This is a genomic window from Nocardia sp. NPDC049707 (assembly GCF_040674855.1).
Taxonomy (GTDB): domain Bacteria; phylum Actinomycetota; class Actinomycetes; order Mycobacteriales; family Mycobacteriaceae; genus Nocardia.
In genome coordinates this window covers 18,306-32,719 of record NZ_JBFANN010000025.1, presented here as the reverse complement: position 1 = coordinate 32,719, position 14,414 = coordinate 18,306, and the positions used below count along the sequence as shown (strand labels likewise).

13 protein-coding genes are annotated in these 14,414 nt (G+C 65.6%); 7 read left to right on the top strand and 6 right to left on the bottom strand.

What is annotated here, in order from left to right:
* Nucleotides 1-76: 76 nt before the first annotated feature.
* Together AB0J29_RS22000 and AB0J29_RS21995 are read left to right on the top strand one after the other, a co-directional pair.
* Entirely contained in the window at nucleotides 77-1,234 is a 1,158-nt protein-coding gene (locus tag AB0J29_RS22000) for an FIST N-terminal domain-containing protein (RefSeq protein WP_364789103.1), read from the top strand.
* On the top strand, nucleotides 1,231-1,992 hold the full coding sequence (locus AB0J29_RS21995; RefSeq protein WP_364789100.1) for a Mut7-C RNAse domain-containing protein: 762 nt from the start codon (nucleotides 1,231-1,233) through the stop codon (nucleotides 1,990-1,992). The genes AB0J29_RS22000 and AB0J29_RS21995 overlap by 4 nt, the downstream gene beginning before the upstream one ends.
* Nucleotides 1,993-2,003: 11 nt before the next feature.
* On the opposite strand, the gene AB0J29_RS21990 is transcribed toward AB0J29_RS21995, so the two are convergent.
* The 3 genes from AB0J29_RS21990 to AB0J29_RS21980 form a co-directional block, all read right to left on the bottom strand.
* On the bottom strand, nucleotides 2,004-3,854 hold the full coding sequence (locus tag AB0J29_RS21990) for an ABC transporter ATP-binding protein/permease (RefSeq protein WP_364789097.1): 1,851 nt from the start codon (nucleotides 3,852-3,854) through the stop codon (nucleotides 2,004-2,006).
* 226 nt (nucleotides 3,855-4,080) lie between these two features.
* The gene (locus tag AB0J29_RS21985; protein WP_364789094.1) at nucleotides 4,081-4,725 is read right to left on the bottom strand and encodes a helix-turn-helix domain-containing protein; all 645 of its coding nucleotides are present in this window, start codon (nucleotides 4,723-4,725) and stop codon (nucleotides 4,081-4,083) included.
* 164 nt (nucleotides 4,726-4,889) lie between these two features.
* Nucleotides 4,890-5,699 carry a hypothetical protein gene (locus tag AB0J29_RS21980; RefSeq protein ID WP_364789091.1) on the bottom strand — a complete coding sequence of 270 codons (810 nt, stop codon included), beginning with the start codon at nucleotides 5,697-5,699 and terminating at the stop codon, nucleotides 4,890-4,892.
* Nucleotides 5,700-5,872: 173 nt separating this feature from the next.
* On the opposite strand from AB0J29_RS21980, the gene AB0J29_RS21975 reads away from it, so the two are divergent.
* A complete protein-coding gene (locus tag AB0J29_RS21975; RefSeq protein WP_364789088.1) occupies nucleotides 5,873-7,249 on the top strand; it encodes a HAMP domain-containing sensor histidine kinase in 1,377 nt (458 codons plus the stop codon).
* Here AB0J29_RS21975 and AB0J29_RS21970 read toward each other — a convergent pair.
* Nucleotides 7,172-7,885: a response regulator transcription factor gene (locus tag AB0J29_RS21970; protein ID WP_364789295.1), complete on the bottom strand. Its 714-nt coding sequence runs from the start codon at nucleotides 7,883-7,885 to the stop codon at nucleotides 7,172-7,174. The genes AB0J29_RS21975 and AB0J29_RS21970 overlap by 78 nt on opposite strands.
* Before the next feature lie 90 nt (nucleotides 7,886-7,975).
* Here AB0J29_RS21970 and AB0J29_RS21965 point away from each other — a divergent pair, with 90 nt between their 5' ends.
* From AB0J29_RS21965 to AB0J29_RS21950, 4 genes are all read left to right on the top strand, one after another.
* Nucleotides 7,976-8,713, top strand: coding sequence for a phosphatase PAP2 family protein (locus AB0J29_RS21965; protein WP_364789085.1), 738 nt, complete (start codon nucleotides 7,976-7,978; stop codon nucleotides 8,711-8,713).
* 46 nt (nucleotides 8,714-8,759) lie between these two features.
* Nucleotides 8,760-9,620: an NAD(P)H-binding protein gene (locus AB0J29_RS21960; RefSeq protein WP_364789082.1), complete on the top strand. Its 861-nt coding sequence runs from the start codon at nucleotides 8,760-8,762 to the stop codon at nucleotides 9,618-9,620.
* 193 nt (nucleotides 9,621-9,813) lie between these two features.
* Nucleotides 9,814-10,164 (top strand): hypothetical protein, encoded by a 351-nt coding sequence (locus AB0J29_RS21955; protein WP_364789079.1) that lies wholly within the window; start codon nucleotides 9,814-9,816, stop codon nucleotides 10,162-10,164.
* Nucleotides 10,165-10,309: 145 nt separating this feature from the next.
* Nucleotides 10,310-11,389 carry an ADP-ribosylglycohydrolase family protein gene (locus tag AB0J29_RS21950; RefSeq protein WP_364789076.1) on the top strand — a complete coding sequence of 360 codons (1,080 nt, stop codon included), beginning with the start codon at nucleotides 10,310-10,312 and terminating at the stop codon, nucleotides 11,387-11,389.
* Nucleotides 11,390-11,464: 75 nt separating this feature from the next.
* Here the strand turns inward: AB0J29_RS21950 and AB0J29_RS21945 are convergent, their stop codons facing one another.
* Entirely contained in the window at nucleotides 11,465-13,246 is a 1,782-nt protein-coding gene (locus AB0J29_RS21945) for an ABC transporter ATP-binding protein (protein WP_364789073.1), read from the bottom strand.
* A 319-nt stretch (nucleotides 13,247-13,565) separates the two neighbouring features.
* Nucleotides 13,566-14,321, bottom strand: coding sequence for a helix-turn-helix domain-containing protein (locus tag AB0J29_RS21940; protein WP_364789069.1), 756 nt, complete (start codon nucleotides 14,319-14,321; stop codon nucleotides 13,566-13,568).
* Between the last annotated feature and the right edge of the window lie 93 nt (nucleotides 14,322-14,414).

Genomic DNA, 14,414 nt, shown 5'->3' with positions numbered 1-14,414 from the left:
TTTTGGTTTTATTTCACTGAAATATGTTGCGCGGCAACAACACCCATGTCCACATACGATTCGCTACGATGGAGATGTGCGGATCGGAGTAGGGCTCTCCACCGCGCCAGGAGCGTGGCAGGCAGGTGCGGAAGCCGCAGCGCACGCCCGCGATCAGATTGCGGGCGAGACGCTGTCGCTCGCTGTGCTGCTGGCATCACGAGCACATACCGACGATGCCGCTGCCGTACTCGCCGGGGTCCACCAGACGGTCCGGGTGCCCGCACTCGTGGGTTGTGTGGCGCAGGCGATCGTGGCGGGCGCCCGTGAGATCGAGGACGAGCCCGCGGTGGTGGTATGGCTGGCATCCGGTTTACCCGCCGCCGCCGAGACATTCCAGCTCGATTTCATCCGCACGGCGACCGGAGGACTACTCGCGGGCTATCGCTTCGACAAGGCCGCACGCGACTTCCATCTGCTGCTGCCGGACCCGTTCTCCTTCCCTGCCGACGTTCTGCTCGAGCACCTGAATGCCGATCTGCCCGGCACTACCGTGATGGGCGGGCTGGTGAGCGGCGCGCGGGGGCCGGGCGGCTGCAGGCTGTTCCACGATCACGATGTGGTGACCTCCGGTGCGGTCGGCGTGCGACTTCCCGGCCTGCACGGTGTCCCCATCGTGTCGCAGGGCTGCCGACCGATCGGCCATCCGTATATCGTCACCGGCGCGCATGGCGCGGTGATCACCGAATTGGGCGGCCGACCACCGATCCAGCGGTTGCGCGATATCGTCGAGGTGCTGCCACCCGACCAACAGGAACTGGTGACGCACGGGTTGCAGATCGGCATCGTGGTCGACGAGCATCTGCCGGTACCCGGACAGGGCGATTTCCTGATCCGCGGCCTCCTCGGCGCCGACCCGTCGAGCGGCGCGATCGAGATCGGCGAGGTCGTCGAGGTCGGCACGACCGTGCAGTTCCAGGTTCGCGACGCGGTCGGGGCGGACGAAGATCTGCGTGCGGCCCTCGTCCAAGTGGGTGCGGACCTGCCGGGACGCCCGGCGGGCGCGTTGCTGTTCACGTGCAACGGACGAGGTCGGCGGATGTTCGGGATCGCCAATCACGACGCCGCGACGATCGAGGACCTGCTCGACGGCATACCGCTCGCGGGCATCTTCGCCGCGGGCGAGATCGGGCCCATCGCCGGCCGCAATGCGTTGCACGGATTCACGGCATCGATGGCGGTATTCGTCGAATGAGCGTCGACCTGCGGGTCTACGCCGAGCTGAACGGTTTCCTACGGCCCGACAAGCGGCACACGGTACTGCGTCGACCGTTCCGACCGCATCAGACGGTGAAGGACGTCATCGAGGCGGCCGGCATCCCGCACACCGAGGTCGACCTGGTGCTGGTCAACGGGCGACCGGTGACCTTCGGCCAGCGTCCACGACACGGCGATCGGATCACCGCCTATCCCGTATTCGAAACCCTGGACATCGGCCGGGTCACCGGGGTGCGCCCACACCCGCTGCGCGAGCCGCGCTTCATCGCCGATGTCAATCTCGGCGGCCTCGCCAAGCTCATGCGGTTGATGGGTCTGGACGTGCAGTGCCAATGGGATGCCGACGACGCCGCGCTCGCGGAGCTGTCGACGGCCGAGCACCGCATCCTGCTCACCCGCGACCGTGGACTGCTGAAGCGGCGCAACGTGACGCACGGTGTGTACATCCGGTCGGACCAACCGGTCGCTCAGATCGTCGAGGTGATCCGACGGCTCGACCTCGGCGATCGCTTGGCGCCGTTCACCCGCTGCCTGCGCTGCGGTGGCGCCGTTGTCGCGGTCGCCAAAGCCGAGGTCGAAGATCGGCTGCAACCGCTCACCCGCCGCCATTACGACGCGTTTCGGCAGTGCCGCGACTGCGGGCGGATCTACTGGCAGGGCTCGCACCAGGTCCGACTCGCCGCCACCGTGGCGGCGATCCGCACCGGACTGAATCAAGAGGTCCGCGGAATCTGACAGCTCACCGTTCACCGAGCTGATTCGGGCACAAATGACCATTCGCCACCACCGGTGAGTTCGAGCCGGGCGGTGTGGTGCTGGTCGACCGTTGTGCGGTGGGCGGTGCTGATCAGGATGAGGTCGGGGAGTTCGGTGCGGATGAGGGTATAGAGGGCGAATTCCAGACCTTCGTCAACCGATGATGTGGCCTCGTCCAGGAATGCCGCCTCGGGGCGGATCAGAATGATCCGCGCAAATGCCAATCGCTGCTGTTCACCGGGCGACAGGATATTCGCCCAATCGGCCTGCTCGCCCAATCTGGTTGCCAAATGGCCGAGTTGCACCTTGGTGAGGACCGCCCGCAATGCCGCATCCGACGCGCTGTCGGGTGCCGCGGGATAGGTGACGGCCGCGCGTAGATCGCCCAGCGGCAGGTACGGCAGTTGCGAGATGAACAAGGTGCCGCTGGCCTCGGGGCGACCGACGACACCACGGGTGTAGGGCCACATCTCGGCGATGGCGCGCAACAGCGTCGTCTTGCCGCTCCCGGAAAGCCCCTTGATGACCACCGCATCGCCGCTGCGCAGCCGCAGATTCAACGCTTCGATCAGGATCACCCCATCGGGCTTCGACACCTCGACCGCGGTCAACTCCACCGAACCGTCCAACGCACGCACACCGATGGTGGGCAGTTCGCGCGCTCGCGCGCTCGCATCGACGAGACCGTGCAGACGCATCAAGGTCGCGCGGAAGCCCGCGAATTGGCTGTAGCTATTGCGGAAGAACGACAGCGAATCCTGGATCCGCCCGAATGCGGCGCCGGTCTGCGTGACATCGCCGAGCGTGAGCGTGCCGGCGAAGAAATGCGGCGCCTGGATGAGCCAGGGAAACACCGTGGCCGTCTCGGTCGCCGCCTGGTTCCAGCCGATGAACCGCGTCGTGAACAGGACCAAGCGATAGTAGACGCGCAGCACTTCGGCGAATAGCGTACGCAATCCCGCATTTTCGGCGGCCCCGCCGCGGTAGAAGGCGATGCGCTCGGCATTCTCACGCAATCGGACCAGGGCATAGCGGAAGTCGGCCATCACCGCCTGATATCGGAAGCCCAGCCGGATCAGCGGACGGCCGAGCCGGAAAGCAATGGTGGTGACTGCCAGTACGTAGGCGAACACCAGGAACACCATTGCCCGTGGAATTTCGACGCCGGCAAACGTCAGCGGCTCCGAAAGATCCCACAGGATCCTGGTGAAGGACACCACCGACACCACGGCGGTGACCGCCCCGAGCGACAGCGAGCGTGCACTCGCGATCATGTCGCCGACATCCTGCTGGATGCGCTGATCCGGGTTGTCGATGGGTTCGTCGATAAACCGGGCCCGATAGTAGGCCCGATCGCCGATCCACGTTCCGGTGAGATTGTCGGTAAGCCAACGGCGCCAGCCGATTTCGAAGATCTGACCGAGATAGAAATCCAACTGGGTACGCACCACTTCGACGGAGGCGAGTAAGGCGAAGATGACCATCGAATGCCAGAACGCGTTCTTGGCGGCGCCCAGCGCGGTGTCGTCACCGCTTCCGATCGCCGCGGCGGCACTCTGTAGTGCCGAGTACATGTCATTGCCCTGGTAGGACACCAGCACCTGCACTCGGACCGATGCCACGGCACTCAACAACAGCATCCCGACCAGCGAGAAGGCGCGCACTGCCGACCTGCCGGTGAAAAACTCGCCGGTGACCGTCCAGAAATTCTGTCCCCATGTGGTGATCCGCAGCAACAGCACCGCGACGAGCAGAAAGGCAACGACGGTGATCGGGAAGGCCATGAGCAGCCACCGTGCGGACCCGGCCAGTTCGTCGCTCCAGTCTCGTGACGCAGGCACCGCAGCCTCCGATCCTTTCCGGGCAGCATCGACACAGCAGTCGAGGATTCGCCCGGCGCGGGCGCGAGCCAACGCTACTTGCTACCCGCGCGAACTCGGTGGAACCTGATCGACTCGCAGTACACCGGGTGGGTGGGCCGACGCTCGACGAGCGTGCGCAGTTCGATCTGAACCAGAAAACCGAATAGGCGGAGTCGATCGTGGTGCAAAGGCCATGCAGTATCGCTCATGGTGTCACGGCACGTCGCGCATCGTCCAACGCATGTCGATGCACCATCGCGTCCCTACACCAACGTGTCGAATTCGACACCGGTAGTGGATATTTCGAGCGCACCGCCGACCGGTTGACGCTGTTCCGAACTCTGGGGTGGACTCGGCGCAGGAGTTGGACCCATTCCGCGATGTACTGGTGTTGGAGGACTCGGACTCGATGGCCTTGCGGCTCGGGCAGTTCCACGCTCTCGGTGAGTAGCAGGCGGACATCGGCGGGGCGCTCGAGTGCGAAATCGGCGTAGCTGGCCGGTATTCGCCGTAGTGCGTCCGTTTCGTCGTCGGCCTCGGCCAGGGCGCGGTCCAGATCGCGTTGCAACCATTCGTTGCTGCGTAGGCATGCGGCCTCGAGGATCTCGGTCTTGCCCGCGAAGTGGTTGTAGAGGCTGGGGCCGGCCATGCCCACCGCTCGGCCGATGTCCTCCATGCCGACGTTCGAAAACCCCTGGTCGGCAAACAGTTCCGTGGCGGTGTTGAGGATCGCGGTGCGGCGGGCGGATACCGCCACACCCGGTCGGGTGGGCCCGGGAGGTACGGCGGGCGGAAGGTCGGGGAGCCGATCTCTGATGATCACCACCGAGATTGCCGGCGGCATTGCCATCGGCACCATCGACCAGCCCCACCGACTCGATGCGCTGACCGGAAAGACCATGGACGACTTGCACGAGGTGATCGAGCCGAAGCACACGCGCAACGTGCGCTGTTCCGAAACCCCACTGTCGCGGAGAACATCAGGCAGTTCGTGCAGAAGTGTTGAGCGTTGCTTCAGGCATTGTCGAGGACCGGACTGGGTTCGGTGTCGGCTGTGCTGGTTCGGTTGTGGCTGTAGGTGATTCCGATGACGAGGACGGCGAGCAGGACTGCTGAGGTGCCCCAGGTGCCGAAGCCGAGACCGCCCTTGGCGTGCGGCTTGGACAGTAAGTCGCCGACGGTGGCGCCGAGCGGGCGAGTGAGGATGAATGCCAGCCAGAACAGTAGTACCCCGGAGATCGGGGTGAGGTAGTGCGCAGCGAGGATGACCGCCATTATCGCGCCGATGAGCGCCGCGCTGCCCCAGTAGCCGAGACCAGAGGTGTCGGACAGGTAGTCGCCCAGTGAGGTGCCCAGCGTGTTGGACAGCAGGATCGCCGCCCAGTACAGCACCTCGGCGCGCACGGTGGTGATACCGGTGACGTCGTAGGTTTGGCCGGTGAATTTCCAGATCAGGAACACGATGGCCAGCCCGCTGATGAGCAGGGCGGCGCCGGTGCCGTAGCCGAGTCCGGCGTCGGTGGAGGTGTCCGAGCCGGGCCCGCGGTTGATGAAATCGGAGATCGTGGTGCCCGCGGTGCTGGTGGCGGCGATGACCGTCCAGTACAGGGCAGGGTGGAAGCGGCGGGCCCGCAGCTGGGTGAGCAGGCTCACCACGAAGATCGCCAGAAACAGTGCCGAGGCGGCAGCGTAGCCGAGGTGCAGGGTTTGGGCGAGCAGGTCGCCGCCGGTTTCACCGAGGGTGGTGGCCGCGATCTTCAGAATCCAGAACAGGGCGGTGATCTGCGGAAGCTTGTAGCCGGTGCGGGTCGTGGCCGAATTCATTGGCGGCATCCTTTTCTTGGTGGTGGCGCCGGGTGGTCGGTTCGGCAGTGTGCCCCGTCGCCGCTGAGAGCACGCTGAGACCGAGTGGGATCGTCCGGGCCGGTGGCGTGCCGGGAGATCTGGGCCCGGGATGGCCGATGATGGGGGGTGTGGATCGGTTGGCGAGGTGGGTGATGCCGTCGAGGTGGGGGCTGCGCATCCGGTCGGCGATCGCGGCGGCCGTGATGGTGGGCCTGGTGCTGGCAGCTGCGGCCGGGGCGATGGCGTGGTTGTTGCATCGCTCGCTGGTAGGAGATCTCGATACCGCCGCGGCGATTCGGGTCGGTGAGGTGTCCGCGGAGTTGATGCGGATGCCGGAGGCCGAGCTGCCGGAGCCATTGTTCGACACCGACGGCCGGGTGGCCGGGGTGCAGGTGATCGATCCGGAGGGGCGGGTGGCGCGGGCCTCGTCGGAGAAGCTGGCGAGACCGTTGACCGAGCTGCCCGTCGCGGATGCCCGTGCGACCGGGTTGCGCCCCGCGCGCGGCTATGACGAGGATCTGCGGGTGGCCTCGGGCACCGTGCCGACGGCCACCGGAACCGTCACAGTGTTGGTCGCGGCCGATACCGAATCGGTGGAACGCACCCTCAAAGCGGTAGCGGTGTTGCTGGCGGTGGGCGGACCGGTGGTGGTGGTCGCGGCCGCGGCCGCGACGTATTTGCTGGTGGGCCGGTCGCTACGGTCGGTGGATGAGATACGGGCCAGGGTGGCCGGTATCGAGTCGACGGATCTGTCACAGCGAGTGCCGGTGCCGATAGCGCGCGACGAGATCGCGCAGCTGGCCGAGACCATGAACGCCATGCTGGCCCGGGTCGAGGCGGGGCACCTGGCGCAGAAGCAGTTCGTCGGTGACGCATCGCATGAGCTGCGCAGCCCGTTGGCCACGGTGACCGCGGCTCTGGAACTGGCCCGCGACCGGCCCGAGGTACTCGACCGAGAACTCATCACCGCAACGCTGCTGCCGGAGGCCCGGCGGATGCTGCACCTGATCGAGGACTTGCTGACACTCGCCGCGGCTGACGAGCACAGGCTCGAATTGCGCACCGGCGATGTCGATCTCGACGATCTCGCCGCCGAACTCGCTGCGACGCTGCGGTCACGGGGCACGGTCACCGTCAGCACCGCGATCCACGCGGTGCGCGTGGTCGGCGACCGGGCGCGGTTGCTGCGGGCGCTGCGCAACATCGTCGACAACGCCGCCGCGCACGCGCGGTCGCGGGTCGCTATCCGCACGCAGGAGTGCGACGGGAGCGCCGTCGTCATTGTCGACGACGACGGCCCTGGGATCCCGGCCGCCGACCGGGACCGGGTGTTCGGCCGCTTCGTGCGCCTCGACGCCGACCGGGCCCGGCGAACCGGCGGAGCGGGGCTCGGGTTGGCCATCGTCGCCGGAATCGTCGCCGCCCACGGCGGCACGGTGACTGTCACCGAATCAGGCTGGGGTGGAGCCCGTTTCGTCGTCGCCCTCCCCCGCGCCGGGGTCGATCAGCCGGTACCCGACTCCGCGTAAGGTCTCGATGCTGCCGCGGTCGAACGGCGCGTCGATCTTGCGGCGCAGATAGCCGACGTAGACCTCGACGACGTTCTCCGGCCCGTCGTAGTGGGCGTCCCACACGTTGCGCAGAATGTCGGTCTTGGTGAGCACCGTTCCCTTATGCCGCAACAGGCATTCCAGCAACCCGAACTCACGCGGAGTGAGCGCCACCGGGGTGTCGCCGCGGTACACCGCGCGGCGCGCGGGGTCGAGCCGCAGATCCCCGGCCGACAGAATCGCAGGCTGCTGCGGTGCACGACGGCGCAGCAGCGCCCGCAGCCGGGCGAAGAGCACGGGAAAGGAGAACGGTTTGGTCAGATAGTCGTCGGCACCCAGATCGAGCGCGTCGACCTGGTCGTAGTCGCCGTCCTTCGCGGTAAGCATCAATACCGGAGTCGTGACATCCTCGGCGCGCAGCCGCCGCAATACCTCATAGCCACTGAGGCCGGGCAACATGATGTCCAGGACGATCGCGTCGAAGGAGTCCTCGATCGCCCACCACAGGCCGTCGGTGCCGGTATCGGCGACCTGCACCACGAACCCCTCCAGCTCGAGCCCGCGCCGCAGCGTCTGCGCCAGCAGCGGCTCGTCCTCGATCACCAGCACCCGCACCTGTCTCAGCATGCCGCACGGTCCGCGCCGAGGCGGGGGCGGTGCCGCGTTCTCAACGTCCTCTCAGCGGGCGCGTGCCACTGTCGTGGCATGCCGACCGAGTCCCCCACCGCCCCTCGATGGTCGATGGCCCTGTCTTATCGGCGACCTCAGCTGGCACTGCTCGTCACGGCCGTCGTACTGGCGGTGGCGGCGGTCGGCCTGACGATCGTCGTTGTTCACGAGGGCGGCCCGATTCGTGTGGACGCCGCCTGGCTGGACTGGATCATCGCTCACCGCAACGGCACCCTCACCGCGGTGGCGGTAACGGTCAGCGACCTCGGTGACACCACCACGATGGCGGTACTCGCCGTGCTGGCCTGCGCGGTGCTGGCGTGGCGGCGGCAGTGGCGGAATCTGCTGCTGGTCGGGGGAGCCTCGGCCGGTGCGGCCGTACTGGTCGTCGTCGGTAAGCAGCTGGTCGGGCGGGCCCGTCCCCCGGTGGTCGATCACCTCGTGGTGGAAACCAATCAGTCTTATCCGTCCGGTCACAGCCTGGGCTCGGCCGTCGTGCTCGGTGTCCTGCTCGTCGTAGTCCTGCCCCACCTGCACCGGCGGCCCGCCCGCATCACGGCGATCGGCGCCGTGGGCGGCGTTGTCGTCGCGGTCGGCCTGTCGCGGCTGTACCTTGGCGTGCACTGGCCCACCGACATCGCAGCCGGATGGGTCTTCGGCGCCTGCTGGCTGTCCATCTGCCTCGTGCCGTATCGCGCGGTCACGCTCACCTGGCACCGCGGCGAGGCGGCTCAGCGTCCCCTCAACGAGCCCGAGGCAGTGTCGCAGCCATGACAGATCGTTTGACCTGAACTCATGTTGACGTTCTAGTTTTGCGTCCATGATCAACACGCAAACGTCGGCGAAGACGATTCTGGTGACCGGCGCGACCGGCAACATCGGCAGAGCACTGTTGACACAACTGGCTGAGCATGATGAGGTCCGCGTGCGAGCGACGACCCGCAAAGCAACCTCCGGCGCGCTACCCGAAGGGGTCGAGCCGTTCCAGGCCGACCTTCAGCATGCGGACTCGCTGCGGCCCGCGGTCGAGGGTGCGACCGCGTTGTTCCTGATATCACGCATCGGGGACGATGCCGGCATCCTGTCGTCGGCCCAGCGTGCGGGCGTCGACCATGTCGTGCTGGTGTCGTCCATCACCGTGCAAACGCATCCCCATCTGGGACCAGCGCAGGAGAACGCCGCCGTGGAACAACTGCTCGAGACCAGCGGCATGGACTGGACCATCTTGCGCCCCACCCAGTTCGCGTCCAACGCCTTGTGGTGGGCGGACTCGATCCGGGAACGCGGTGGTGTGGAGGTCCCCTTCGCCGACGTCGGTCTGCCCACCGTTCATCCCGGTGACATCGCGCGTGTAGCTCACACAGCGTTGACCGAACCCGGGCACCGCAGACGCGAATACGCCCTGACCGGACCTGAGCTGATCACTCCTCGCCAGCAGATCGAAACCATCGCGTCGGTCCTCGGACATCCACTCTCGGTCACCGAGATCAACCGCGCGCAAGCGCGCGAACGGATGATTCCGGCGATGGGATCGCAAACAGCAGACGCGCTTCTCGATGTCATGGGCGGTGACACCAACGACGAACTGCTGACGATCCGTGACACAGTCGCTCAGGTAACCCGTTCCCCAGCTCAAACGTTCCACGACTGGGTTTCCCAGAACATTTCCGCGTTCCGATAGGTCGCATAATGTCGCCGTCCGCTGCGACCCGTATGGCGGGATCCACAGCAATGGACCTACTCCGATAGCGCGCCGACCAATCTCACCCAGGGGTCGAATTCGCTGTCGTTCGTGACCGCCGACCCTCAGGAGGATCTAATTTAATAGTGCCCGAACAGTTCCAAACCGAGAAACAGGTCCAGCGAGGTTATTCGTGCCGAGTACGTTGTTCCACGGAAGTATCGAAACCGGTAATCCGGAAATTGTCGAGCAGATATTGAGGTTGTGGCTGTCGACCGATGATCTCGGCATGCAACCTCGCCGAGGATGGGAAACGCATTACGAAACAGACGACTTCGAACTGCTCTGCTACGAGGCATCGCCGCCGAATCGGCCCAACTACTTCCTCCTCGAAGGCCATATCGATGGCGCCGTCGATGCCGCCATTTCCCGACTACATCAGCTTGCCGAACAGTGCCGAAACGCGAAACTCGAATTCAGCATCGACTATGAGGAAGTCGATGCGGTCGGCAACCCATTGAGCGAGGAGCGCACCATCAGCTGATCCAATGCACCTGATAGATACCACCACCGCGGACCAGTGGCAGGAAATGCTGATGGCCATGCCATCGCACGGCTGGGGGCTGTCCCGGAGTTCGGGTGTGGCTGGGTGGAGTTTGTGCCGACCGGATGGGCAATGATGTTGTCCCATGGGTGATTACACGCTGGTCTTCGACCGGGTCCGGGGCTCGCTGCTGGGTGGGGCGATTGGTGACGCGCTCGGGTGGCCGATCGAATTCTTGCAGCTGGCACAGATTCGCCGGCGGTACGGAGCCGAGGGGGTGCGGGATTTTCTGCCGCAGCATGACGCGGGTGCGCCGCAGCAGATTACCGATGACACCCAGATGACGTTGTTCACTGCGGAGGGGCTGTTGCGGTCCGTTCCGGGTGTTGACCCGGTGCCGGCGCTGCGGAAGGCGTACCTGCGCTGGTTGCGGACCCAGAAACAGGATGCTCCCGCACCGGACAGTGATGGCTGGCTGGCGAGTCAGCCGTTTCTGTATGCGGCGCGGGCGCCGGGGAATGCCTGTATGTCCGGGCTGAAGCAGCAGGCACGGGGGCGCCTTGCCCCAGGCATGCTCGACGAACCCGGTCCGGTCAATCCGGGCTCGAAAGGTTGCGGCACGGTGATGCGGTCGGCACCGTTCGGACTGGCCGGTGCGGGCAGTGATCTCGCATTCACCACCGCTGCTCGGAGCGCGCAGTTGACCCATGGGCATCCCACGGGATATCTCGCCGCTGGTGCGTTCGCGGCACTGATCGATCGTGTTGTGAGCGGTGTCGAACTGCCGATTGCTGTGCAGCAGACCATTACTCAGCTCGCGGCGTTCCCCGCGGGTGCGGAAACCATGGCCGCACTGACCCGAGCTGTCGAACTGTCCGAGGGCGTGGCGACCGCTGAAAAGGTCGAGCAGGTCGGCGCGGGGTGGATCGCAGAAGAGTGCCTGGCGATCGCGGTGTACTGCGCTCTGCACGCGGTCCGGTCCGGCGATGTGCGCGCAGCGCTGCTGTTGTCGGTGAACCATTCCGGTGATTCTGATTCCACCGGCGCGGTCGCCGGCAACCTGATCGGCGCCACCCATGGAGTGGCCGGGCTGCCGATGGACTGGGCATCCGCGGTCGAGGGTCGCGATGTGCTGGTCCAGGTCGCCGATGACCTCGTCCTGAACTACTTTGTCGGCGACCGGTCCGCGTTGGACAACCGGTACCTGTTCGACGAGGGAATGTAAGGGGCGTTTGTTGGTTCGCGTGACTGTGTCGGCCGGTTCTCGGAGATCGGGACGGCGTCGGTCCGAACGGTCCGATCAATGGGCGACCACGTCCTCGCCGAGGAATCCACCCGACTGATACCGCCACAGCTGCGCGTATGTTCCTTCCGCGGAAAGCAACTCCTCGTGTGTCCCCTCCTCGACGATTCGCCCGTGGTCGAGCACCACCAGCCGGTCCATTCCGGCCACCGTGCTCAGCCGGTGCGCCACAACCAGCGCTGTACGCCCTTGCATCAAGTCCCAGAGCGCTTGCTGCACAAGCAATTCGCTTTCCGAGTCGAGGGCGCTGGTGGCCTCGTCCAGGAGCAGGATGGGCGCGTCCCGTAGGATGGCCCGAGCCAGCGCGACCCGCTGACGCTGGCCGCCGGACAGTTTCACGCCACGCTCGCCGATGAGCGTTTCCATACCCAGCGGCAGCGCGTCCGCGAACTCGGTGACGTGCGCGGCCTTGGCGGCCCGCAGGATCTCCTCGTCCGTGGCGTCCGGGCGTGCGAACCGGATGTTCTCGCTCAGGGTCCGGTGAAACATGGCCGGATCCTGTGGCACGTAGGCGATCAGACTGCGCAGATCCGCCTGCCGCAGCCGGGCGATGTCCTGCCCGCCGATGCGTATGGTTCCGGATTGGATATCCATCAACCGCAGAAGTAGTTGGGTGATGGTGGTCTTGCCACCACCGGATCGTCCGACCAGGCCTACTTTCGTGCCGCTTGGCACGTGCAGATCCAATTCGTGGAACAGCTGCCGCGCACCCCCATACGTGAAGTTCACTCTCTCGAACCGCACGTCGAAGCCCTTGGGATGCAGTGGTTCCGGATGTTCGGTATCGAGCACTTTCGGCTCGTCCAGCAGCAGTTCGGTAAACTGCGCCGCCTCGGTGAGCACGGTCTCCAACCGCCGGTAGATCTGGTTGAACCGGAACATGATCCCGGTGGCGTTGAAGTAGTAGGTGAATGCCACCACAATGGCCTCCACCCCCGCATTCCCGCCGCTCAGACCCAACGCGACCAGCAGGCCGATCACGTTGGTGAGCACCACCAGCGGCGCCACCAGTGTATCTATCCGCAGGTTCGCGTAATCCCAGGAGCGCAACGACTTTCGCCGCGACGAGGCGACCCGGCGCTGATGCTCGGCCGCCTCCTGCGGTTCGGCAGCGAAGGCACGCACCACCTGCATATTGGCCAGGCTGTCGGCCAGATGCCCGGAAACCTGCGCAATGGCGGCCTCCCGATCGTCCACCAGCTTCTGGCGGCGCTGGATCAAGGGCATGATGACCAGCGCGGTCACCACGATCATCCCCATCAGCACCACGACCAACATGGGGTTGTAGCGCCACAACACAACCGAGGCGAACACCAGCGGCACCAGTGCCGCCAGAATCTCGAAGGCGAGGGTGTCCACGAACTGTTCGAACCGAGCCGCGAAGCTGAGCGAGCGCTTCGTCAGCGAACCGGCGAAGTTGTTGTGGAAGAACGCCACGTCCTTGGCGAGCAGCTCGTCCATGGCACGCACATACAGGTGCTCGATACCGTAGGCGTCGACGCGGTTCAAGCAGTGAATCCCGATGCGCCACAGCAGTTCCGCGAGCAGCAGGGTGCCACCGAAGGCGAAGACATACGAAGCAAGAGCCCCGAAACTCGTATCCCCGGTTACCGCGACCCGGCCGACCATCATAGCGACGATCAGCGGTGCGATGTATAGGTTGCAGATATTGCCAAGTGCCGGCGCCAGCAGCGCCGGAATCGTTATGACCTTGCGAGAGGCCATTTCCCGGCCATAGAAACGCAGCACCAGCTTGACCGCTGTCGCGCGTGAACTCATACTCCCCCGTCTCGAATTGAACGAACGACCCAGGTAAGCAATGATCCCGCGTACAGGCGGGTTACGGCCAGCGAATATTCGCCGACCGCGAGCTGGGTCCACTCTCAGGAAATACGTCCAGAATTACGCCGATGCCAAGAGCGACATCGTCGAGGAGATTCTCACCCGCGCCTTGAACACCTGATATCGCACGTTTCTCGAACTCGGCGAACGCCGCTCTCGCCTCGGCAATCGACTGCCTGCTCGGCTGCTGCGCATCGTCCGGCGGCCGGAAGTGCTTCCTGCCAACCTCTTTCGAGATCGCCGGTTATCGGCCTCGTCAATTCGTCGGAGGCAGGGCTTGCGGCACGGCAGCTCGTGGCGGCCATGCGATGTCGTCGGTGGCGAGCCAGGATTCGCCGGCCACGGCCGTCGGCGTGATGCCGGTGAACGCGACGATATCGCGGTGCAGGTGGGATTGGTCGGCGTAGCCGCTGTCGGCCGCGACCCGGGCGGGGTCGATACCGGCGGCGAGGCGATGGACGGCACGGTCGAAGCGGATCAGTGTCGCCGCTCGCTTGGGCGGCAGACCCAGTTGTGCTTGGAACCTGGACCACAAGCGTTTGCGGCTCCAACCGACCTCGTCGGCCAAGGCATCGATCCGGACCAGACCGTGCCCGGCCCGGATCCGCCGCCAGGCCCAGACCACTTCCGGCTCGGCCGCCGGTCCGGTCGTGCAGCGGCAAGCCAGCAGCACCTCGATGAGCGCGAAACGCTCCGTCCACGAGGGAGTTTCGGCCAACCGCTCGCGGATCAGTGCCGCCTCCCGGCCCCACAGGTCGTCCAGAAGTACAACGGCATCGGTCAATTCGGCGAGGGAGGCGCCGAGCACGGCACCCGCGATCAACGGTGACAACCGCACTTGCACGCATTCGATCTGCTCGCCCCGCACGTGCCGCGTACCGGTTCCGAGACCGACGGCGAGGCTGCCCCGCCACCGTCCGGTGCCGTCGTCTACGACGGGCGAACGCGCGCCGAATTCCAGCAGCAGTGTCACAGCAGGATGCGGAAGTGCGCGCTGGTCAACAGGATTCACCCCATGATCGCGGAATCCGGCCATGACGACACCAGGTATCCGGGTGGGCCGTGACGGACAAACGACATCCCACACAGGTTCCGGCCCGGAGCG